General features: G+C 70.9%; 18 protein-coding genes. 15 read left to right on the top strand and 3 right to left on the bottom strand.

Translation table 11 applies throughout. The annotated features are described in order from the left end of the window. Positions 1 to 93: 93 nt before the first annotated feature. The gene (locus AB0J58_RS27370; protein WP_364220533.1) at positions 94 to 744 is read right to left on the bottom strand and encodes a response regulator transcription factor; all 651 of its coding nucleotides are present in this window, start codon (positions 742 to 744) and stop codon (positions 94 to 96) included. A 164-nt stretch (positions 745 to 908) separates the two neighbouring features. Between AB0J58_RS27370 and AB0J58_RS27365 the strand changes: the two genes are divergently transcribed. After that, positions 909 to 1475 (top strand): RNA polymerase sigma factor, encoded by a 567-nt coding sequence (locus AB0J58_RS27365; protein ID WP_343966786.1) that lies wholly within the window; start codon positions 909 to 911, stop codon positions 1473 to 1475. After that, positions 1462 to 2538 carry a hypothetical protein gene (locus AB0J58_RS27360; protein ID WP_364220529.1) on the top strand — a complete coding sequence of 359 codons (1077 nt, stop codon included), beginning with the start codon at positions 1462 to 1464 and terminating at the stop codon, positions 2536 to 2538. Before AB0J58_RS27365 ends, AB0J58_RS27360 begins: the two co-directional genes overlap by 14 nt. Before the next feature lie 89 nt (positions 2539 to 2627). On the opposite strand, the gene AB0J58_RS27355 is transcribed toward AB0J58_RS27360, so the two are convergent. Continuing rightward, entirely contained in the window at positions 2628 to 3647 is a 1020-nt protein-coding gene (locus tag AB0J58_RS27355; protein WP_364220526.1) for an LLM class F420-dependent oxidoreductase, read from the bottom strand. 110 nt (positions 3648 to 3757) lie between these two features. Here AB0J58_RS27355 and AB0J58_RS27350 point away from each other — a divergent pair, with 110 nt between their 5' ends. Next, positions 3758 to 5248: a sulfatase gene (locus tag AB0J58_RS27350; RefSeq protein ID WP_364220523.1), complete on the top strand. Its 1491-nt coding sequence runs from the start codon at positions 3758 to 3760 to the stop codon at positions 5246 to 5248. Here the strand turns inward: AB0J58_RS27350 and AB0J58_RS27345 are convergent. Continuing rightward, positions 5180 to 5932: an FCD domain-containing protein gene (locus AB0J58_RS27345; protein WP_343966778.1), complete on the bottom strand. Its 753-nt coding sequence runs from the start codon at positions 5930 to 5932 to the stop codon at positions 5180 to 5182. The genes AB0J58_RS27350 and AB0J58_RS27345 overlap by 69 nt on opposite strands. A gap of 70 nt (positions 5933 to 6002) precedes the next feature. On the opposite strand from AB0J58_RS27345, the gene AB0J58_RS27340 reads away from it, so the two are divergent. The 12 genes from AB0J58_RS27340 to AB0J58_RS27285 all read left to right on the top strand — a co-directional run bounded on the left by AB0J58_RS27340 (position 6003) and on the right by AB0J58_RS27285 (position 22620). Beyond that, positions 6003 to 6791, top strand: a complete 789-nt coding sequence (locus AB0J58_RS27340; RefSeq protein ID WP_364220520.1) for a (Fe-S)-binding protein — start codon at positions 6003 to 6005, stop codon at positions 6789 to 6791. Then, positions 6788 to 8200, top strand: coding sequence for a lactate utilization protein B (locus AB0J58_RS27335; RefSeq protein ID WP_364220517.1), 1413 nt, complete (start codon positions 6788 to 6790; stop codon positions 8198 to 8200). The genes AB0J58_RS27340 and AB0J58_RS27335 overlap by 4 nt, the downstream gene beginning before the upstream one ends. Further along, a complete protein-coding gene (locus AB0J58_RS27330; RefSeq protein ID WP_364220514.1) occupies positions 8197 to 8817 on the top strand; it encodes an LUD domain-containing protein in 621 nt (206 codons plus the stop codon). The genes AB0J58_RS27335 and AB0J58_RS27330 overlap by 4 nt, the downstream gene beginning before the upstream one ends. Positions 8818 to 9185: 368 nt before the next feature. Then, positions 9186 to 10097, top strand: coding sequence for a sirohydrochlorin chelatase (locus AB0J58_RS27325; protein WP_364220511.1), 912 nt, complete (start codon positions 9186 to 9188; stop codon positions 10095 to 10097). Positions 10098 to 10157: 60 nt separating this feature from the next. Beyond that, the gene (cobT, locus tag AB0J58_RS27320) at positions 10158 to 11240 is read left to right on the top strand and encodes a nicotinate-nucleotide--dimethylbenzimidazole phosphoribosyltransferase (protein WP_364220508.1); all 1083 of its coding nucleotides are present in this window, start codon (positions 10158 to 10160) and stop codon (positions 11238 to 11240) included. Between the two features lie 154 nt (positions 11241 to 11394). After that, positions 11395 to 12627 carry a uroporphyrinogen-III C-methyltransferase gene (gene cobA / locus AB0J58_RS27315; RefSeq protein ID WP_364220604.1) on the top strand — a complete coding sequence of 411 codons (1233 nt, stop codon included), beginning with the start codon at positions 11395 to 11397 and terminating at the stop codon, positions 12625 to 12627. Between the two features lie 938 nt (positions 12628 to 13565). Next, positions 13566 to 15638, top strand: coding sequence for a GTPase (locus AB0J58_RS27310; protein WP_364220506.1), 2073 nt, complete (start codon positions 13566 to 13568; stop codon positions 15636 to 15638). Then, positions 15635 to 17275, top strand: a complete 1641-nt coding sequence (locus tag AB0J58_RS27305) for a GTP-binding protein (RefSeq protein WP_364220503.1) — start codon at positions 15635 to 15637, stop codon at positions 17273 to 17275. The genes AB0J58_RS27310 and AB0J58_RS27305 overlap by 4 nt, the downstream gene beginning before the upstream one ends. Before the next feature lie 138 nt (positions 17276 to 17413). Beyond that, the gene (ssb, locus tag AB0J58_RS27300) at positions 17414 to 18208 is read left to right on the top strand and encodes a single-stranded DNA-binding protein (RefSeq protein ID WP_364220500.1); all 795 of its coding nucleotides are present in this window, start codon (positions 17414 to 17416) and stop codon (positions 18206 to 18208) included. A 615-nt stretch (positions 18209 to 18823) separates the two neighbouring features. Further along, a complete protein-coding gene (locus tag AB0J58_RS27295; protein WP_364220497.1) occupies positions 18824 to 20137 on the top strand; it encodes a GGDEF domain-containing protein in 1314 nt (437 codons plus the stop codon). Between the two features lie 250 nt (positions 20138 to 20387). After that, positions 20388 to 22052, top strand: a complete 1665-nt coding sequence (gene ettA, locus AB0J58_RS27290; RefSeq protein WP_343983545.1) for an energy-dependent translational throttle protein EttA — start codon at positions 20388 to 20390, stop codon at positions 22050 to 22052. 127 nt (positions 22053 to 22179) lie between these two features. After that, complete coding sequence (locus tag AB0J58_RS27285; RefSeq protein ID WP_364220494.1) at positions 22180 to 22620, top strand: thioesterase family protein; 441 nt, start codon at positions 22180 to 22182, stop codon at positions 22618 to 22620. Positions 22621 to 22668: the final 48 nt, after the last annotated feature.

The following is a 22668-nucleotide window of genomic DNA, read 5'->3' as shown; positions in this document are numbered from 1 at the left end:
CCTGCCCTTTTTCTATCCCGTCAGCCCTTTCGCTAATCAGCCCACTCGGACCACTCTGTCCACTCGGCTGTCCACTCGGCCGACTCGGCTCGCTCAGCTCACGGTGCCCGATTCCCAGGCCCACGCGGCGATCTCCACCCGGTTCCTGGCGCCGAGCTTCGCCTGGATGCTTCCCAGGTGCGTCTTCACCGTCGACAGCGAGACGAACAGCTCGGCGGCGACCTCCTGGTTGGTCCGTCCCCTGGCCACCAGGCGCACGACGTCCAGCTCGCGCTCGGTGAGCGGCTCGCGGGGCGGCCGGAGGGCACCGGCCCGCGGGTGGGCCAGGTGTTCGAGCAGGCGTACGGTCACCGAGGGCGACACCAGCGCGTCCCCCGCCGCCGCGGCCCGGATCGCCTCGATGAGCAGGGTCGGCCCGCTGTCCTTGAGCAGGAAACCGGTCGCCCCGGCGCGCAGCGCTCCGTAGACGTACTCGTCCAAATCGAAGGTCGTGACGATGACCACCTTCATCGGGTCGGGCACTCCCGGCCCGGCCAGCAGGCGGGTGGCCTCCAGGCCGTCCAGCTTGGGCATCCGGATGTCCAGCAGGCAGACGTCGGGCCGCAGCCTCCGGGCCAGCTCGACGGCCTCGGCTCCGTTGGCGGCCGTCGCCAGGACCTCCATGTCCTGCTGGGCGTCCAGAATCATCTGGAACCCGGTCCGCACCAGTTCCTGGTCGTCAGCGATGAGCACCCGAATCGTCACCCGATGGATTCTGCCAGCCCGGTGCCGGGCAACGGTCCGGCATTCACTGACAAACCTGGCCGGTGGCGGGCGGGCCCGGCTTCCGGCACAGGATGTCCGGCGGATGAGCCGGATGTTTTTTCGCCCCGCCGGTGATCGGGGCGCACGGAAAGGCACTACTGGGTGTGGATGATCCAGAAGCGCGATTCACCGCGCTGTACGACCGGCACTATCGCAGCGTGCTCGGCTACGCGCTGCTCCGTGCCGAACGGCAGGAGGCCGAGGACGTCGCGAGCGAGACGTTTCTGATCGCCTGGCGGCAGCTGGAACGCCTGCCCGAGTCTCCGCTGCCGTGGTTGCTCGGCACCGCCCGCAACCTGCTGCGCGCGCAGCGGCGTTCCGGGCTGCGGAAGCGGGCACTGGCCGAAAGGCTGGCCGAACTGGCCCCGGCGGGCGACGTGGCCGACCAGGTCGCCGAGCGCGAGGCCGCGCTGGCGGCGCTGGCCGACCTGTCCGAGCAGGACGTCGAGGCCGTGGTCCTGGCCAGCTGGTACGGCCTCGCCCCGGCCGATGCCGCCAGGCTCGCCGGATGCTCGGCCCGCGCGTTCACGGTCCGCCTGTACCGCGCCCGCCGCCGCCTGTCCCAGGCGCTCGATCTCACCTCACCGATCCCCTGCGGCACCGCGCCGCGCCCCACCCCGGGTTCCAGGCCCGGGGTCTCCCAACTGGAGGTATCAGATGAACGACGTTGACGAGCGGGTCCGCGCGCTACGCCCGGACGCCCTCACCGAGGACGCCCACCGGCGCCGCCGCGAGGCGGACCTCGCCCGCGCCTTCGCGGAGGCCAGGCCCCGGCCCCGCTCCCTGTTCCGGCCCACCTTCCGACCGGGGTTCCGTCTCGCCCCGAAGGTCGCACTGGTCGGCGCCCTCGTCGGGCTGGCCGCGGCGGTGACGGCGCCGGCCGTCGTGACGGGGACGATCGGGTTGCGGGGACCGGGCGGCGGCCGGACCGCCGAGCTCGTCACCCCGCTCGCCGGCTCCGCCGCCACGCCCGGCGCACCGGTGGTCACGCTTGACGCCCGGTCGTTCCTGCTGGCGGGCGCGGAGACGGCGGCGAGTGAGGTTACCCCGCAGGGCCGGTACTGGTTCGAGCGCAGCCGGACCTTCGAGCCGGTCGGGGCCGGCGCGGTCGTCGCCCACACCGACGAGATCTGGTCCGACGGCCGAAAGGGGCGGAGCTCATCCAATCAGGACGTCAAGATCACCTTCGAGACCTCCTCCGACGAGGCGGCGTGGAAGGCCAAGGGATCACCGTCCCTGTGGCCCTCCCCTGAGACCAGTGACTTCGCCATGATCCTGCAAATAGGGCTCGGTGCCAAGACACTGACCGTGGGGGAGGAGCAGAAGCTGCCCGGCGACGTCGAGGGACTTGAGCGCTGGCTCCGCTCGGCGCACCGTGAGGGGCCGTTCGCAGACTTCGCCTTCGATGCGGCGCGCCACCTGCTGTCCATGCCGACGAGCGCGGCCACGCGCGCCTCGATGCTGCGCATCCTGGCCGACCAGCCAGGACTCGTGCTGAAGCAGGAGGTTCTCGACCCGCTCGGTCGCAAGGGCACCGCGGTCACCACCGCCAACGGCCACCACACCCTGGTCATCGACGAGTCGGGGGCGCGCCTGCTGGCCTTCCGCTACGACGGCCCGGACGAGAAGCCCCGAGCGGGCACCGCCAACTCCGTGTTCGTTCCCATCCGCAAGGGCTTCAAGGTCGCCTACGAGAGCTCCGGCTGGGTCGGGGAACTCGGCGTCAGGAAGTGATCTTTCGCCCCGCCGCCCGGGAGGGGGCGGCGGGGCGCCTGCCGGATCCGGGCCACTCCTGCGGGGGCGAGGTGGGGCTGTCCGGGACGTCAGCCCAGGACCAGGTCCCGGATCGTCCGCAGGGAGGCCTCGTCGCGGGGGCCCATCACCAGGAGGTTGCTCACCGGGCTCTTGCGCCACAGCTCCAGGCGTTCGCGGATGCGGCCCACCGGGCCGACCAGGGAGATGCCGTCGGCCAGCTCGTCGGGGATCGCGTTGAACGCCTCGTCCCTGCGCCCGGCCAGGTAGAGCGCCTGGATCTCCTCGGCGGCCTCGGCGTAGCCCATCCTGCCGATGATGTCGGCGTGGAAGTTGCGGCTCTTGGCGCCCATGCCGCCGATGTAGAGGGTCAGCATCATCTTCACCCCGTCCAGCGCAGCCCTGACATCGTCGGTGATCAGTGTCATGACCATGGCGGCGATGTCGAAGTCAGGCCCGGCGCCGGCGAGCGAGGGGCCGTACATCCGTTCGATCTTCTCGGGGAACACGAAGAGCGGCAGCCAGCCGTCGGCGATCTCGGCGGCGAGCGCGACGTTCTTCGGACCCTCCGCGCCGAGATAGAGGGGGATCTCGCCGCGGAGCGGGTGGGTGATCAGCTTCAGCGGCTTGCCGAGGTTCGCGCCGCCCGGGTAGGGCAGGGGATAGTGCTCGCCGTCGCTGGTCACCGGCTCCTCGCGGCGCCAGACCTTGCGCATGATCTCGACGTACTCGCGGGTGCGGGCCAGCGGCTTGGGGAACGGCCGGCCGTACCAGCCCTCGACCACCTGGGGGCCGGACGCGCCGATGCCGAGCAGCAGCCGCCCGCCGGTGAGGTGATCGAGGGTCATCGCGGTCATCGCGGTCGCCGCCGGGGTCCTGGCGGAGATCTGCACCACCGATGTGCCCAGTTTGATGCGGGACGTCCGCGCGCCGTACCAGGCCAGCGGGGTGAAGGCGTCGCTACCGTAGGCTTCCGCGGTCCAGACGGACTCGTACCCCAGCCGTTCCGCGGCCTGGACGAGTTCGGTGGCGTCGTCGGCGTCGCGCTGCCAGTAGCCGAGGTTCAGGCCGAGTCTCAGGTCGGTACTCACCGGGTCTCCTCGCAACGTAAGGCCGGACACGCCCCGCAATTAGAACACGTTCTACATTGGTCGGTCGAGTGTGAGGTGTCGAAATTCGGTCTCCCGGGAAGCGTCCATCTGTGCTCTATGCAGCTCGCAAGCTCCTCTCCCTGATCTTTCTGCTCGCCCTCGCCGTCACGGGAGCGATCCCGGCCGTGGCGCACGCGGCGGAGCGGCCCAACATCGTGCTGGTCCTCGTTGACGATCTGGATGCGGGGGATCTCCAGAAATTTCCCAACATCTCAAACCTCCTTGCCAGGAGCGGCACCAGCTTTGACAGGTTCTTCGTGCCGAACTCCTGGTGCTGCCCGTCACGCGCGTCGATCATGCGCTCCCAGTACGTGCACAGCCACGGAGTGCTGACCAACACCGCCCCCGAGGGCGGTTTCACCAAGTACCACACGACCGGTCTGGAACGTTCCACGCTCGGGACCTGGATGAAGTCGGCCGGCTACCGCACCGGCCTGATGGGCAAGTACCTCAACCACTACCCCGGCGGCGCCACCGCCGCCACCTACGTGCCACCCGGCTGGGACGAGTGGGACGTGCCGGTGCGCAGGCTCTACGAGGAGTACGGCTACACGCTCAACGAGAACGGCGCGCTGCGGGCCTACGGCTTCGCGCCGGAGGACTACCTGGCCGACGTGCTCAGTGCGAAGGCGGGGGCGTTCGTCTCCCAGCCGGGCGACGACCCGTTCTTCCTCTACCTCGCCCCGATCGCCCCGCACAATCCCGCCAACCACGCCCCCCGGCACGAGGCCGCCTTCGCCGGGGCGGTGGCTCCGCGCACCCCGTCCTTCAACCAGCCGGATGTCAGCGCCGAGCCGCTCTGGCTCAGGTCGCTCCCGCAGTTCGACGCCAAGAAGGTCCAGAAGATCGACCGGCACTACCGCGACCGGCTCCGGGCCATGCTCGGCGTGGACGACATGGTGGGCGCCCTGATCGAGTCCCTCAGGGTCGCCGGCAAGCTGGATGGAACGTATATCTTTTTCGCCTCCGATAACGGGTTCCATCAGGGCCAGCACCGGCTCGCCCAGGGCAAGACCACCCCCTTCGACGAGTCCATCAAGGTGCCGCTCCTGGTCCGCGGCCCCGGTGTGCCGGCGGGCCACGTCGTCGGCGACATGGCCTCCACGGTGGACCTGGCCCCGACGTTCGCCCAGCTGGCCGGTGTCACGCTCCCCGACTTCGTCGAGGGCCGCTCCCTGCTGCCGCTCCTGCGGGGCCGCACGCCGCCCTCGTGGCGCCAGAACGTGCTGCTGGAGTTCAACCGCCCGACGGACCCGGGTTCGGCCCGCCAGACCCCGGTCCCGGCCTACCAGGGCATGCGGACCGCCTGGCACACCTTCGTCCGCTACTCGACCGGCGAGTACCAGCTCTACGACCTCGTCGCGGATCCCTACCAGCTCCGCAACATCGCCGCCGAGACCCCGCTCTCCGTGATCGCCCAGTTCAACCAGCAGCTCGACGCACTGGTCTCCTGCTCGGGCGCCACCTGCAGGTCAGCCGACTCGGTCAAGCCGCCCGTGCTGCCCGTCCGGCCCCTCTTCCTCGGCCCGTGGGGACCGTGAGATGCCGGGGTAGGCCCGCAGCAGGTGGGCCTCGACGGCGGCGGCGGCCCCCGCCGCGTCCCCGGCGACGATGGCCCGGTGGATCCGATGATGATCGGCCATCAGCCCTGACGTGTCGCCGAGGCGCTCGACCGCGCCGACCGCGTAGCGGCGGAGCGAGTCACGCAGCGAGAGCATCATGGCGGTGGTCAGCCTGTTGCCCGACGCCTCGGCGATGGCCACGTGGAAGGCCGTGTCGTGCTCGACGAACTCCTCCGCGGTCGTCGAGGCGTCCATCCTCTCCAGCGCGGCGGTCATGGCCGACAGGTCCGCCCCCTGTGCGGCGGCATGCGCGGCGGACCACTGTTCGATCATCAGTCGGGCGTCGACGACCTCCGCCAGCGACAGGTTCGACAGCCCGAGGTGGAGTCTGAGCAGGTCGCTCAGGGCGTCCGCGGGTCTGGAGATGAGGCAGGCCCCCGCGTCCGGCCCCCGCCCGACCTGCGACGACACCACGCCCAGCGTCTCCAGAACCCGCATCGCCTCGCGTACGGACGACCGGCTCACCCGCAGTTGCTCGGCCAGTTGCCGCTCGCCGGGCAGGCGGTCGCCGACCGTGAGCCCGTCGTCCGCGATGCGTCGCTCGATCTGGGCGATCACGTCCTCGAACGCCCGGGTGCGCCGGACCGGTTGCCAACCGCCCAAGGGGGCCTCCTCTTGTGAGGGAATATGGTCAGACCATACTATGGTCTGACCATAAAGCGTAAGGAGTACCGTGCGCGTCGCCCTGTTCATCACCTGCGTGAACGACACGCTCTTTCCCGGCACCGGGCGGGCGGTCGTCACGCTGCTGCGTCGCCTCGGATGTGACGTCGAGTTCCCGCGGGCGCAGACCTGCTGTGGCCAGATGCACGTCAACACGGGATACCCCGAGGAGGGCAGGCGGCTCGCGCGGCACTTCGTGGACGTCTTCGCCTCCTACGACGCGGTCGTCGCGCCGTCCGGGTCGTGCGCCGCGATGGTCCGCGAGCAGTATCCGCGTCTGGCCCGCACCCCGGCCCCCGCCGGAGCCCCCGTGGGGGAGAGGCCCCCGCCCGGTCCGTTCGCCGCGGAGGTGGCCGAGACGGTGCCGAAGGTCTACGAGCTCTCGGAGTTCCTCGTCGACGTCCTCGGCGTCACCGACGTCGGCGCCTACTTCCCGCACCGGGTGACCTACCACCCGACCTGCCACTCGCTGCGCGGCCTCCGCCTGCAGGACCGGCCCACCCGCCTGCTTGAGCAGGTCAGGGGCCTGGAGCTGGTCCCGCTCCGCGGAGCGGACGAGTGCTGCGGCTTCGGCGGCACCTTCGCGCTGAAGAACCCGGCGATCTCCGCCGCCATGTGCGCGGACAAGGTGCACAATGTCGTGACCACCGGTGCCGAGGTGCTGTGCGCGGCCGACAACTCCTGCCTGATGCACATCGGCGGCGCCCTGGCACGCCAGCGCGCCGGTGTACGGATCATGCACCTCGCCGAGATCCTCGCCGCCACGGAGAGCGGCGACGACAGGGCGGTGCGCGGATGAGCGGGAGCGCCACGTTCCTCGGCATGCCGGCCTTCCCCGCGAACGCCGCGGTCGCCGTGCGGGACTCGCAGCTCAGGTACAACCTCCGCAAGGCCACCCACACGATCCGCGGCAAGCGGGCCGCCGTGGTCGGTGAGCTGCCCGACTGGGCCGAGCTCCGCCGGGCGGGCAAGGAGATCAAGGACCACACCCTGCGCAATCTGGAGCACTACCTGGTGCGCATGGAGGAGGCGGTCACCGCGGCGGGCGGCCACGTTCACTGGGCGGCCGACGCCAAGGAGGCCAACCGGATCGTCGCCGACCTGGTCAAGGCCACCGGCGAGACCAGTGTGGTCAAGGTCAAGTCGATGGCGACCCAGGAGATCGGCCTCAACGAGGCACTCGAACTGGAGGGCATCACCGCCTACGAGACCGACCTGGCCGAGCTGATCGTCCAGCTCGGCGACGACTGGCCCTCGCACATCCTGGTCCCGGCGATCCACCGCAACCGCGCGGAGATCCGCGAGATCTTCCGGGAGAGGATGGCCGACTGGGGGCGCGCCGCACCGGAGGACCTGACGGACGACCCCCGGGCCCTCGCCGAGGCCGCCCGGCTCCACCTGCGCGAGCGCTTCCTTTCCACCAGGGTCGCGATCTCCGGCGCCAACTTCATGATCGCCGAGACCGGCACGCTGGTGGTGCTGGAGTCCGAGGGCAACGGGCGGATGTGCCTCACCCTGCCCGAGACGCTGATCAGCGTGGTCGGCATCGAGAAGCTGCTGCCCGGCTGGCAGGACCTGGAGGTCTTCCTCCAGCTGCTGCCCAGGAGCTCCACCGGCGAGCGGATGAACCCCTACACCTCCACCTGGACCGGCGCGGTCGAGGGACAGGAGTTCCACCTGGTACTGCTCGACAACGGCCGGACGAACGTGCTGGCGGACGAGATCGGCCGTCAGGCGCTGCGCTGCATCCGCTGCTCGGCCTGCCTGAACGTCTGCCCGGTCTACGAGCGGGCCGGAGGCCACGCGTACGGCTCGGTCTATCCGGGACCGATCGGTGCGATCCTCACCCCGCAGCTGCGCGGCACCGCCTCGAAGCTGGACGCGTCGCTGCCGTACGCCTCGACCCTCTGCGGCGCCTGCTTCGACGCCTGCCCGGTCGCGATCGACATTCCCGAGGTCCTGGTCCACCTGCGCGGCAAGGTCCGCCACGCACGCGTCGAGCGCCTGGGCATGCGTGCCGCCGGGTGGGTGTTCGACCGCCCCGCGCGGCTGGCACGCGCTCAGCGGCTCGGCGGCCGCCTGCGCAGATTCGTCCCCGGACGCCTGCCGGGCCCGCTGTCGGCCTGGACCGACACGCGTGACATTCCCGATATTCCTCCCGAGCCATTCCGTGACTGGTGGGACCGTACGGACGGAGGCGTTCAATGACCGCTGCGGGCAGCAGGGAGCTGATCCTGTCGCGGATCCGCTCCGCGGTGGCCGGGGCCGGCGATGTCGAGATAACCCGCGCCTACCGCACCTCACCGGACCCGGCCCGCGCGACGGGCCTGGTGGAACTGCTCGCCGAGCGGGTGGCCGACTACCGGGCGGTCGTGCACGTGGTGGACGAGGGAGAGGCGGCCGCGACGATCGCGGCGGCGCTGGCCCGCCGAGGCGCCACCCGGTTGGTCGTCCCCGAAGGGCTGCCGTCCGAGTGGGTCCCCGGAGAACCGGTCACCGACGATCCGCCGCTGAGCGCGGCCGAGTTGGACGGGGTTGACGGTGTCGTCACCGGGTGCGCCGTGGCGATCGCGGAGACCGGCACGATCGTGCTGGACGCCGGCCCCGGGCAGGGGCGCCGGGCGCTGACCCTGGTACCGGACTATCACCTGTGCGTCGTGCGCGCCGGGCAGATCGTGGCCGGCGTTCCCGAGGCGGTCGGCAGGCTCGACCCGTCCAGGCCGCTGACCTGGATCAGCGGTCCCTCCGCGACCAGCGACATCGAGCTGAACCGGGTGGAGGGCGTGCACGGCCCGCGCACACTGGAGGTCGTCGTCATCCGCTGACCCGGGAGGACGTCCTCCGGGTCGGAGGCCGGGAGGGCGCACCTGGCTCCGAAACACCGGTACGGCTGTGCTGGACGCCTCCCGCGTGCCCGGCTAACGTGCCAGGGCGTGTGATCCACATGGGCCGACCCGCTGGGGAGCGTCGCCCGCCGCGGTCGATCCGATCCTCGCCATCCGTCGGGTCGGCGGAAGAAAAGACAGAATTTACCGATCCGTTACCTGTTCATGCGGTGTCAAAATCGGATATTGTCGCGAGTCGCTACTGCGTAGTCCCAGGTCAAGGTCATTGGAGTCCTGTTTCCATGATATTTAGCGAGGGGACTGCCGGATTTACCCGGCAGGTGAATTGCCTCCCTGCTACGGTTCCGATGTCTGAAGCGGTCAGGGCTTGGCCGTCGCCTACCTCCGTCGAGGGAAGCGAGAAGCCGCTCCCCTCGGGAAGCGGAGGAGTCACGAAACCGCCGCTGCTGCTCATCGGGCAGGGCTCGTACAACGACGGTGGATCCGCCGAATTCGGCAGGTTCATCCATCGGCTCCGCTGCCGCCTGGACCAGACGGCGGCGGACGTCTCCGGGGGCTACATCGGCAAGGCCAGGCCACGCCTCAGCGACTCCGTCGCCTCGTTGGTCGCGCGTGGGCACCACCGGATGGTGGCCCAGCCGATGAGCCTCACCGGCGACGTGTGGCTCGGCACGGACATCCCTGCCGCGATGGCCCGCGAGCGGGAGAGACACCCCATGCTCACCTGCGACTACGGCCGTCCCCTGGGCTCCGACCCCCGCGTCCTCGCGCTGCTCGCCGAGCGTCTGGCCGACGCCGCCGCCGAGGTCGCCAGCCTCCGGCTGGTCCCCGCCGCCGCCGGGCCGCTCGACGACGAACCCGAGCACATCGAGATCGGCGAGACCGCCGTCGTCCTGGTCGGCGACGGCTCCACCAGCCCAGAGTCCAACGCCGACGTGCACCGGGTCTCCCGGCTCTTCTGGGAGACCCACGCCCACGAGTACATGACCGTGGAGACGGCGTTCGTCTCCCTCACCCCGCCCGGCGTCCCCGGCGGCATCGAGCGCTGCCGCCGCCTCGGCGCCAAGCGCGTGATCGTCGTGCCCTACCTGCTCTTCGCCGGCGGCCTGCTCGACCGCGTCTGGGCTCAGGCCATGGCCTACGCCGCCGGCCACGCCAACCTGGACGTTCGCTGCGCCGACGTCATCGGCGACTGCGAGGGTCTGGCCGACGTGGTCATCGAGCGCTACGAGGAGGCGCTCAGCGGCATCGCGTGGTGATCCCGTGATGCGGTTTCCGGCGTTTTTTCGAATGCTGGTTTCTAGAGGAGACTGAAGCGCATGACCATCCTCCAGGAGACCATCGCGGCGATTCGTCCCGCCGACCCGGCGGCCGTCGCCGAGGCCCGAGCCCACCAGGACCGCCTGACCAAGCCCAGGGGCGCGCTCGGCGCGCTGGAGGAGGTGGCGATACGGCTGGCCGGGGCCGCGGCGGTCAGCCCGCCGCCACTCCCGGTTCCCGCGGCTCTGGCGATCTTCGCCGCCGACCACGGTGTCCACGCCAGGGGCGTGACCCCGTGGCCGCAGGAGGTCACCCTGCAGATGGTCGGCAACTTCCTCGCGGGCGGCGCCGTGGCCAACGCCTTCGCCGCCCAGGTGGGAGCCTCGGTGACGGTCGTCGACGTCGGCGTGGCCGCCGACCTCGACCCGGCGCCGGGACTGACGATCAGTAAGATCGCGTACGGTACGGCCGACCTGTCCCGCGGACCGGCGATGACCCCCGAGCAGGCGGTCGCGGCCCTGGAGGCCGGGATCGCCCATGCCCGGGGTCTCGTCGACGGAGGCGCCCGCTGCCTGATCACCGGAGACATGGGCATCGCCAACACCACCGCCTCGGCCGCGTTGATCTGCGCGTTCACCGGACACGAAGCGGCGGCCGTGACCGGCAGGGGAACCGGCATCGACGGCGAGACCCTGGAACGCAAGGTCGAGGTGGTCCGCGAGGCACTCCGGGTGAACGGTCTGGAGCGCGGGCCGGGCGCCGCCTCCCCGGTGTCCGCCCTGGAGACGCTGGCCGCGGTCGGCGGCCTGGAACACGCGGCGATCGCCGGATTCGTCCTCGCCGGGGCCGCTCTGCGGGTGCCGGTCATCCTGGACGGTGTCATCGCGGGAGCGGCGGCACTGGCGGCGGCGGCACTGGCGCCCGACGTCGTCGACCACTGCGTGGCCGGGCACCGCTCGGCCGAACCCGGTCACGCCGCGGCCCTGGATCACCTGGGCCTGCGCCCCCTGGTGGAGTTGGAACTCCGGCTCGGCGAGGGCACCGGCGGCCTGCTCGCCCACCCGCTCGTCTGCGCTGCGGCCAGGGTGATGCACGAAGTCGCGACCTTCGATTCCGCCGGTGTGACGGACAAGGAAGCCTGACCTGCGGAAGTCTTAAGCCGACCGGTCGACAACAGTCAGCCCTTTCTTGACACCTGTTAACACAGGTGCAGCAAAGAGAGCCCCGTTAGCCGGTAGGTTTACCTCCTAAGCACGTCATGATTCGCAATTCCTCGTGAACGGGAGATCGGTCATCATGTCGCCCTACCTGCTCGGCTTGCGCCTCTCCGGGCGGCGGGTGCTCGTCGTGGGCGGCGGGCGCGTCGCCCAGCGGCGTGTGCCGGCGCTGCTCGACGCGGGCGCACTGGTCACCATCGTCTCGACGAGCGTCACGCACGCCCTCGACGATTTCATCGCGACAGGCCGGGTGACCTGGGAGGCCAGGCGCTACCAGGCCGGCGACGTCGACGGGGCCTGGCTGGTGCAGGCCTGCACGGACAACCCCGAGGTGAACGCCGCCGTGGCCGAGGAGGCCGAGGCGAAGCGGGTCTGGTGCGTGCGCGCCGACGACAAGGACGCCTCCGCGGCCTGGACCCCGGCCAGCGGCAAGGTGGACGAGATCAGTGTGGCGATCACCGCCGGAGGCGATCCCCGGCGCGCCGCCGGGATCAGGGACGCCGTCGTGGGAGCCCTCAGGGACGGTACGGTCGACGCCCGGCGCAACCGCACCAAGCCCGTGGGCGTCGCCCTGGTCGGCGGTGGCCCCGGCGACCCCGGCCTGATCACGGTCCGCGGGCGGCAGCTGCTGGCCCAGGCCGACGTGGTCGTCGCCGACCGGCTCGCCCCGCAGGCACTGCTCGACGAGCTCTCCCCGGACGTCGAGCTGATCGACGCCGCGAAGATCCCCTACGGTCGCTACCTGGCCCAGGAGAGGATCAACGAGCTGCTGATCGAGCACGCCAGACAGGGCAAGTTCGTGGTCCGGCTCAAGGGAGGCGACCCGTTCGTCTTCGGCCGCGGCGGCGAGGAGTTGCTCGCCTGCGCCCGCGAGGGCATCCCGGTGGTCGTGGTCCCGGGCATCACCAGCCCGGTCGCGGCGCCGGCCGCCGCGAACGTGCCCGTGACGCATCGCGGCGTCAGCCAGGAATTCCACGTGGTCTCCGTACACGTCCCGCCTGGCGACGAGAGATCCACGGTCGACTGGCCCAATCTCGCCAGATCCGGCGGCACGCTGGTGCTTATGATGGCGGTCGAACGGATCGGAGTGATCGCCGAAACATTGCTCTATAACGGACGTTCGCCGGAAACTCCCGTAATGGTGGTACAGGACGGTACCCTTCCGACCCAGCGCGCTCTTTACGCCACGCTCTCCACCGTGGCGGAGCGCGTAAGCGCGGCTGAGATTCGGCCCCCTGCGATCGTGATCGTCGGTGATGTCGTGAAGGTCGGCCAGGAGGTCGAGATGGTTCGAGCGGAGCGAGTACCGTGAAATCGGCTTCCAACAGGCCCCCCCAATCGGGTGGTGGCCGTGACCCTCGCCTCGTCGGCATCCCCCAGGAGCCACCCGACGGCCCCCCGTCGGATGACCAGGAATCTCCCGGCGAGCAGACGGTGACCTTCGGCGCCATCCGCCCAGACGATGACGCCGCCTCCGTCCGCGCCCGCGCCCAGCCCGCCGCCGGTGCGGCCGGTCCCGCCGCGCCTCCGGGCAGGAGAGCCGGTCCGGGCGGGGCGGCTGGTCCAGCCGCACCCCCCGCCTCGGAGGAGGCGATGGCGGCCTTCCACGCCGCCGCGGCCGCCGCGCAGGCCACGATCGCCGCCATCACCACTTCCCGGGAGGTGGGCAGGCCCGCCGCCGGCGCCCCGGGCAGCCGCCCCCCGGGCGCCTCTCGCGGCGGTCCCGCGCCGGCCTCGCCCGGTGCGACCCCCGGTGCGGGCGCCCCGCCGGCCGCTTCCCGCGGCGGTGCCCCTGCCCCTCAGAAGGCCCCCCGTGGTGGTGCTCCAGCCTCGCCGGGTGCTCCCCGTGGAGGCGCTCCCGCCCCGCCGGGGGCGGACCCGGGGCAGGGTGCCCCTCCTTCCCCCGGCGCTTCGCGCGGTGGTGGCCCTGCCACCGCTCCTCCCGCTGTCCCCCCGAGACCGGGTGCCCCCGCCTCCCGGGGGGAAGTCGCGGGAGCTTCTCGCGGTGCGACCTTCCGTCCGGGGCCCGCTTTCCCGGGCGCTCCCCGTGCCGGTGGCGGCCCCGTCACACCTTCTCCTCCCGGCGCGCCTGTCCCCCAGGCCGCTCCCGGTGCGCTCTTCCGCCCAGGCGCCCCAGTTCCCCCGAGCGCTCCCCGCACCGACCGTCCCGGGGAAGGTGCCGCGGCCCCCTCCCGTACGGCGAACGACGGCTCTTCCTCCCGGGCCGAGGCCGCCGCTCCGCCCCTTCGGGTGAACAGATCCCAGGAGAAGCAGGAAGAGCCGGACGAGGTCGTCGTCCTCCTCGCGGATGACGGGGAGATCGGGGACACGCCCCGGGAGGAGCGTGACGAGGAGCCGGAAAACGAAGCGGAGAGCGACGCCGGGACGCCTGGCGCCGGCGGGGCCGAGGACGGAGCCGAGGACGGCGGCGATGCCGGAGCGCGGGCCCTGGCCGGCGACGGGGTTCAGCGCGACGCCGAGCCCGCCGAGATCGATGAGCAGGCTCCGCAGGAGGGTGAGACCGGCGCGGAGACCCAGGGCGACGGCGAGGCCGACGGGGACGGCGAGGCCGACGGGGACGACGGGAACGAGGAGGCCGGAGGCAAGGAGGACGCGGGGGCGCCGGGCGACCGGGTGCGGGAGACGCCGCTTCCCGAGGCCGTCTCCAAGGCCCTGAGCGGCGCGCTCACCGCCGTACGCGCCGGCGTCACCGACCTCGGTTTCGGCCTGGACATCCCCGGGGCCGAGGAGGCCAGGCGGGTCCAGAGCGAGATCCTGGCCCAGCTCGACGACTACGTGATCCCCCGGGTCCACACGAGCACCGCGCCCGCCCTCGTCGTGGTCGCGGGCTCCACCGGCGCGGGCAAGTCCACGCTCCTCAACACGCTGGCCAACGCCAAGGTCAGCGCGACCGGTGTGCGCCGTCCGACGACCGGGACGCCTGTCCTGGCCTGCCACCCCGACGATCACGAGTGGTTCGCCGAGGGCGACCTGCTCGGTAGCCTCCGGCGGCTCAGCGAGCCCGACCTCGAGGCGGCCTCCGGCGGCCTCGTGCTCGTCTCCACCGAGCGCCTACCGCCCGGTGTGGCGCTGCTCGACACCCCCGACATCGACTCGGTGGTCGAGGAGCACCACGAGATCGCGCACCGCATGCTCGACGCGGCCGATCTGTGGATCTTCGTCACCACCGCCGCCCGCTACGCCGACGCCCCGGCCTGGCGGCTGCTCCGCCTGGCCAAGGAGCGCGGAGCCAAGCTGGCCATCGTGCTCTCCAGGGTGCCGGCCAAGTCCAGAGAAGTGATCACCAAGCACTTCGTCAGGATGCTCACCGAGTACGGTCTCGGCGAGGTCGACCGGTTCGTCGTCAACGAGGGCAAGGTCACCGACGGCATGCTCCCCGACCACGAGGTGAGCGAGCTGCGTTTGTGGCTGACCGAGCTGTCGGTCGACGAGCGGCGTCGTGAGCAGGCCGTGCGGGCCACCCTGGACGGGGTGCTGAACAGCTTCCGCACCCGGGTGCCCGCCCTGGCCAAGCAGCTGGAGATCCAGGTCGCCTTCCGCAGAGACCTCCGCGCCGACGTGGAGAGCGCCTACGCCCAGGCGCTGGTCGAGGTCGACGAGAGCACCGGCGACGGTTCGCTGCTCCGAGGTGAGGTCCTCGCCCGCTGGCAGGACTTCGCCGGTTCCGGTGATCTCATGCGTACCCTTCAGCTGCGCAAGCCCGGCCGCCTCGCGGGCAAGGCGAGCCATCAGGCACCCGAGCGGCTCAGCGCGCTGAGGTCCGCGCTGCGGACGGGGTTGGAGTCGGTGGTCGTCTCGGCGGCGCAGCGGGCCGCGGAGGAGGCCGCCTCGCGCTGGTTGAACCGTCCGGGGGCGCAGGAGATCCTGGCGGCCGCCGAGCTCGGCCAGGCGTCCGACGACCTCCCGCGCAGGGCCGGCCGGACCATCGCGGCCTGGCAGGAGCACATCACCGAGCTGATCCGCACCGAGGGGGTGACCAAGCGATCGGTGGCCAGGGTGATCTCGTTCGACGTCGAGTCCCTGTCGCTGATCCTGACCATCGGACTGCTCGGTTACGGCGCCTCGGAGGCGCGGAACGGCACCGGTGCGCTGCCGCAACGGCTGGTACACGCGCTGCTCGGCGCGGAGTCGCTGCGCAACATCGGGGTGAAGGCCCGGAGTGATCTCCGCGCCCGGATCGGCATGCTCTTCGACGACGAGACGGCGCGTTACATCCAGGCTCTCGATGGCGCCGGCATACCGGATGAATCCGCCGCCACCCGCCTTTACCAGGCAACGTACAACCTTGAGGTCGCCCGATGAGTGTTGGCACCACCCAGTCACGCCAAGGTCTCGGCAGCCGGCTCGCCGCGCTGGCTCGGATCGTGGAGCTGGGGCCGGGCAGGGTCGAGCCCAAGCTCCTCACCGAGTCTGGGCAGTTGCTGCTGCGTGCCGGTGACAGGCTCAAGCTCTCCTCCGACCACACGGTGGTCGCGCTCGCGGGAGGCACGGGCAGCGGCAAGTCGACGCTGTTCAACTCGATCTCCGGCCTGGAGCTGTCGCCGACGGGAGTGCGCCGCCCGACCACCGCCCGTACCCACGCCTGCGTCTGGGGCCTGGACGGTGCGGGCCCGCTGCTCGACTGGCTGCAGATCCAGTGGCGCCACCGCTTCGCGCGGGCCAGTGCCCTGGACCGCGGGGAGAGCCGGCTGCACGGGCTGATCCTGCTCGACCTGCCCGACCACGACTCCATCCGGGCACTGACCGACAGCGAGGCCGACCGGCTGATCCAGGTCGCGGACCTCGTCGTGTGGGTGCTCGACCCGCAGAAGTACGCCGACGCCTCCACGCACCGGCGTTACGTGACCGACCTGGCCGGGCACGAGGCGGTGACGGTCTTCGTGCTCAACCAGTCCGACCGGCTCGACGAGGAGGAACTGGCCGAGTGCGTCGCGGACCTGGAGGACCTTCTCCACCGCGAGGGGGTCGAGCACCCCGTGGTCGTCACCACCTCGGCGATCACGGGTACGGGCGTGGACGACCTCAAGGCGGTCCTCGCCGAGACCGTGTCCAGGCGCAGGGCCGCCACCCAGCGCCTGGAGGCCGACCTCGACCGGCTGACGCTCCGCCTGGCGAAGGTCATGCCCGCCGACGGCACCCCGGCGCCGCCCTCCTCCATCGACGACGCCCGCCGGATCGGCCTCACCGACGCCCTCTGCGACGCGGCCGGAGTTCCCGCCGTCGGCGAGGCGATGGAGAACGTCTACGCCGCCAGGTCCGGTGAGTGGGTCGGCTGGCCCTACGCCCGCTGGGCGGCCAAGCTCCGCCCTGATCCGTTGAACAGCCTGCGCCTGGGCGATCTGCGAGACGAGATCCGCAGCCTGACCGGCGGCTCGGTCAGCGCGCAGCCGGCCGAGGTGGACACCGCCGTGCACGCCCTGGCCGACGGCCTGACCTCCGGCATGCACGAGGCGTGGCAGAGCGGGATCAGGGATGCCGCGCGCTCCCGCTCGGCGCAGCTGCCCCAGGTGCTGTCGGAGGAGCTCTCGGAGGTCGCACCGCGCCTGGACAGGGTCCCCGGCTGGTGGCGGCTGCTTCTCGCCTGGCAGTACCTGCTGGTCCTGCTCTTCGTCGCGGGCCTCGCCTGGGTCGGTACGGCCCTGGTCTACGGCGTGTTCGGCACGGGGAAGCCGCCGGCGGGGCTGGAGGTGTTCGGCGACGCCGCCTCGCTGCCGTGGGTGGGGCTGATGATGCTCTCGGTGCTCGGGCTCGGGTTGCTCACCGCGGTGGCCAGCCGTAACTTCATCGTGCTCGGCGCGGGCAACGAGCGTGACGCGCTGGAACGCGAGATGCGCCGCAGGGTCGCCGGGCTCGCGGAGAGCATGGTGATCGAGCCGGTGGAGCGCGAGCTGACCCGCTACAACGAGTTCTACTCGGCCATGCGGAGCCTGCGGGGCTGATTCCCGGAGTTGTCCACAACCCGGTCGAGTGTCCGGCGGTTGTCCCCAGAACGCGATTCGGCAACTCGCGAGGGGTACGGCTCGGACCATCGTGTCTTTCACGCCGCCGGCACTCAGCCGGCGCTCATGGGAGGCACGATGAACGACATCTACGTCACGCTGACCGGTAACGTCGCGGCCACGCCACGCCAGCACACCTTCCCCGACGGCTCCCGGGTCACCTCGCTCAAGATCGCCTCGACCAGTCGTTACTTCGATCGGGAGAACCAGCAGTGGCGCAACGGTGAGACGACCTACTTCGGCGTCCGCTGCTTCCGCGGGCTCGCCGACAACGTCGCCCAGTCGGTTCAGCTGGGCCAGCCCGTCGTCGTTCAGGGGCGGTTGCGGATCCGCGAGTTCACCCACGAGGGCGAGCGCCGGTTCATGCCCGAGGTGGAGGCCAACTCGCTCGGGCACGACCTGCGCTGGGGGCTCGGCAGCTTCAGCAAGCCACAGCGCGGCGGCCCGGTCGCGGCCCTGGGCAGCGCGGAGCGGATCGAGCTCGATCGCGAGACGTCCGACTGGGCGATGAGCGGCGGCGCCCCCGTCGAGGCGGAGGCACCCGGCGCCCTGCCCCCGCCGCGGGTCGGGCTCGACGACGAGCGGGCCACGCCGGGCGGGCCTGCCGAGGGAGGTGCGACCCGCGGAGAGGCCGCCTCGCATGCGGTGGATCACGGCTCCGCCGGGGAGGAGCCGGCGGCGGGAGAGGCCGTGACCAGGAGAAGGAAGGCGGCGAAGGGCACGACGAGGCGGGTGGGGGTGGTGGGGGCCGACGACCCGGCCGCGGGGGTCACCGGGGAGGGGACGGCCGGGGCCGTGCCGGGCACGGTGAAGATCCACCCAGATGTGAGCGATGAGGCGCCCTGGCCGACGCGGGAGCGTGTGGCGGCCTGAGCCGCCTCTCGTTGGGAGGTCCGGGCCGCGGGCCTCCCAACCCGATCGGCCGGCCGGAACCGGAGGGGCGAAGGAATCGTTCGAGGTGGACGGGGAGTCGAATTCGGACAGGGGAATGGGCGCTGATCCGCGCAGGGGAAGAACGCGGACGGCGGGACGGGGCGGATTCGAGCAGAAGACTTGGAACAGGAGATCGGCAGAGAGGATTTCGGACGGGAGATGAGGGGGCAGGCGTCCGGTGAAGCGCGGACTTCGCGGGAACAGGATGCCTGACGGAAGTACAGGACCTCACACGGTAGGAGGGTCTGGTTCGGGCGGAGTCAGGAGGCACCGGCCGGACGCGGTCGGTGTCTCACCACGGAAGCGCGGCGACGCCGAGATAACCAGCCGATGGTCTTGCCCGTGTCAGATGCCCAGGACACCTGATTCAGGTCCAGGTCACGCCCCGCAGCATGGCTTGCTCCTTTCCCGCACGGCCCGCTCGCGAGGGAGCGGTTTCCAAAACGTAGGTCAACCGGTGGGCTGGCCCACTCCGTCAAAGGTAGCGGTTCCCATCGCGCGTCGCACACTCCGCAACTATTGTGTTACACATCGTTAGTCGGAGAGGGGGACGACATGGCGGCTCCCAGCCACACCTCGGTCAAACCGCGCGACGGCATGACACCCTTGGCCGATCGCTGGCCCCTGCTTGGACAGCGCCGCCCGCTGGTCGGCTACCTCTGCGGGGTAGTAGCGCTGGATCTCGCCGCGATCGTTTTCTTCCTGGCATCCGGGGTCTTCCGCTGGCCCGATGCGCTGACCTTCACCGCGCTGATGGCGTGTGGAGCCGTGTGCATCGAGGCGACCCGGAGGCTGGGCATGCCGGCCGGCGTGCACCGGGACCTGCTCTCCGCCTGGTGGTTGCCCGCCGCGCTGCTGCTCCCGCCGCTCTACGCGCTCCTGGCGCCCATTCCGCTCCAGTTCCTGCTGCAGAGACGGGTGCGCGCGACGGTCGTCTACCGACGGGTCTTCAGCTCGGCGGCGATCGGCCTGGCCGGATGTGCGGCCTCCCTGCTCTTCCATGCCGCGGTCGGTGACCTGAACGCGCTGACCAGGGGCGACGGAGGACCGATCCTGGTGGCCGTCGGCTGCGCGGTCCTGTTCACGGTGATCAACACCGCGCTGATCGCCATCGCGGCGCACACCGCCGATCCCGACAGCCGCTGGCGGGAGGTCCTGTGGAACCGGGAGAACCTGCTCCTCGACGTCGTCGAGCTCTGCCTCGGCGTCATCATCTCCATCACCTGCGGGCTCAATCCGGCTCTGCTGGTCCTGGCGCTGCCCCCGGTGGTGCTGCTCCAGCGCAGCCTGCTGCACGCCCAGCTTCAGGCCGCGGCCCGCACCGACCTCAAGACCGGCCTGCTGAACGCCGCGGCCTGGCAGCGGGAGGCCGACACCGAGATCGTCAGGGCGCGTCGCACGGGGGAGACGCTCGCGCTGCTGATCGTCGACATCGACCATTTCAAGAGGGTCAACGACACCTACGGTCACCTGATCGGCGACCAGGTCCTCGTCGGAGTGGCCGACACCATCCGCAGCCAGCTTCGCGACTACGACGTGGTGGGCCGGTTCGGCGGTGAGGAGTTCGTCGTCCTGCTGCCCAGGGCCGACGTGACAGAGGCCCGCAGGGTCGCCGAGCGGCTGCGCTCCCGGGTGGGACGGATGGCGCTCCCGGCCGACGACAACATGATCACCGTGACGATCTCGGTCGGTGTCGCGATCATGAGCGTGCACGGGGACGACCTGATCGAACTGCTCGCCGCGGCCGACCTCGCCCTCTACCGCGCCAAGGAACTCGGCCGAGACCAGATCTGCCTGTCGGCCACCATCGTGCCTCCGGCCCGCAGGCCCGGATCCGAGGCCGCCCCCAGGTCGGCTTCTCAGCCCTGAGGACTGAGCTCGCAGTTCCTCGCCGCCGGTGGCTTCGACGGCTTGGTCCGCGTCAGGCAGTGTGACTCACCGCCCAGCTTGTGGCACCGCGTGAGGCGATGTCCCGGGCCGCGGTCGACGTCCCGGGCGAGCCGGGACTCCTTGCGCCTGCGGGCCTTCGGCAGGCGCTTGGCGGACTCGCTCTGCTTGGCCTGAGGGCCCGAGGTTCCTCGCAAGCACTGCTGAACTTTCCAGGCCCTAAACTAAAGGCATGCCGGAGTACATCTACACACTGCAGCGCGTGCGCAAGGCGCACGGCGACAAGGTCGTCCTCGACGACGTGACGTTGTCGTTCCTGCCGGGAGCCAAGATCGGTGTCCTGGGTCCCAACGGCACCGGAAAGTCGACGCTGCTGAAGATGATGGCGGGCCTGGAGCAGCCGTCCAACGGCGACGCCCGGCTCATGCCCGGCTTCACCGTCGGCATGCTCCAGCAGGAGCCCCCCCTCAACGAATCCAAGACCGTCCTCGGCAACGTCGAAGAGGGCGTCGCCGAGACCAAGGCGATGCTCGACCGCTTCAACGAGATCGCCGAGCTGATGGCCACCGACTACAGCGACGAGCTGCTCGACGAGATGGGCAAGCTCCAGGACGCCCTGGACCACCGCAACGGCTGGGATCTCGACAGCCAGCTGGAGCAGGCGATGGACGCCCTCCGCTGCCCCCCGCCGGACGCAGAGGTGACCCAGCTCTCCGGTGGAGAGCGCCGCCGGGTCGCCCTCTGCAAGCTGCTCCTGGAGCAGCCCGATCTGCTCCTGCTCGACGAGCCCACCAACCACCTCGACGCGGAGAGCGTCCAGTGGCTGGAGTCCCACCTGGAGAAGTACCCGGGCACCGTGCTGGCCGTCACCCACGACCGCTACTTCCTGGACAACGTGGCCAACTGGATCCTGGAGCTCGACCGCGGCCGTTGCCACCCCTATGAGGGCAACTACTCCACCTACCTGGAGGCCAAGGCCGCGCGGCTCAAGCTCGAAGGTCAGAAGGACGCCAAGCGCAAGAAGCGCCTGGAGGAGGAGCTGGAGTGGGTCCGCTCCAACGCCAGGGCCCGCCAGACCAAGAGCCGGGCGCGCCTGCAGCGCTACGAGGAGATGGCCGCCGAGGCCGACAAGCACCGCAAGCTCGACTTCGAGGAGATCCAGATCCCGCCGGGCCCGCGTCTGGGCACCACGGTCATCCGGGCCGAGAAGCTCACCAAGGGCTTCGAGGAGCGCGTCCTGATGGAGAGCCTCTCCTTCGACCTGCCGCGCAACGGCATCGTCGGCGTCATTGGTCCGAACGGTGTCGGCAAGACCACCCTGTTCCGGATGATCACCGGCGGCGAGACGCCGGACAGTGGCGAGATCGTCGTCGGTGACACCGTCAAGATCTCCTACGCCGACCAGAGCCGGGGCGGGATCGACCCGGCGAAGAACGTCTGGGAGGTCGTCTCCGACGGGCTCGACTACATCAAGGTCGGCCAGGTCGAGATGCCGTCGCGCGCCTACATCGCCGCGTTCGGGTTCAAGGGGCCGGACCAGCAGAAGAAGGCGGGCATCCTGTCCGGTGGCGAGCGCAACCGGCTCAACCTGGCGCTCACCCTCAAGCAGGGCGGCAACGTGCTCCTGCTCGACGAGCCCACCAACGACCTCGACACCGAGACGCTCTCCAGCCTGGAGAACGCGCTGCTGGAGTTCCCCGGCTGCGCGGTCATCACCTCGCACGACCGGTGGTTCCTGGACCGCATCGCGACCCACATCCTGGCCTGGGAAGAGGGTTCGAACTGGTTCTGGTTCGAGGGCAACTTCGCCGACTACGAGAAGAACAAGATCGAGCGTCTGGGTGCCGACGCGGCCCGGCCGCACCGCGTCACCTACCGCAAGCTCACCCGCGACTGACCCCGGTCTCCGGGACGGGCAGGGGCACCTGGCACGGGTCGTGCCAGGTGCTCTCCCGGTCGCGACCGCACGAGCCTCCGGTGCCCCGCCGTACGACGGGCAGCGGTGGCTCGCTACGGTTCTGGGTGTGTTTGGACAGAGCGTCGCGGACGAGGTCGGCCATGGCCACCGACATGTGTTCCCCAGGGCTGTCAGGTTCGCCGACATCGACTCGCTGGGTCACGTCAACAACGTGCGGTTCCTCGACTATCTGGAGGACGCGCGGCTGGGGATGTTCCACGTCGATCCCCAACGCGAGGGAAACGTCCCTTTCGCCGGACTGGTGATCGCCCGGCATGAGATCGACTACCGGCGTCCCCTCACCTTCAGACCCGACCCGGTCCGGGTGGAGTCGTGGGTGACGGAGATCCGTCCGGTACGGTTCACCCTCGCGTACGAGATCCGCGACGATGACGAAGTGTTCGTCAAGGCCCGCTCGGTGATCGTGGCCTACGACGTGGAGAGTGCCTCCCCGCGGCGGCTGAGCCAGGACGAGATCGCCTACCTGCGCAGGTTCGCGATGGACTGAGGCCTTCCCCGGCCTCGACTCGGCAGGCGGCGGACGGCCGTACCCGCG

Source organism: Streptosporangium sp. NPDC049644 (genome assembly GCF_040675205.1).
GTDB classification, from domain to species: domain Bacteria; phylum Actinomycetota; class Actinomycetes; order Streptosporangiales; family Streptosporangiaceae; genus Streptosporangium; species Streptosporangium fukuiense.
Note: the sequence above shows the minus strand (reverse complement) of the source record. Positions and strands in the feature narration are given on the sequence as shown.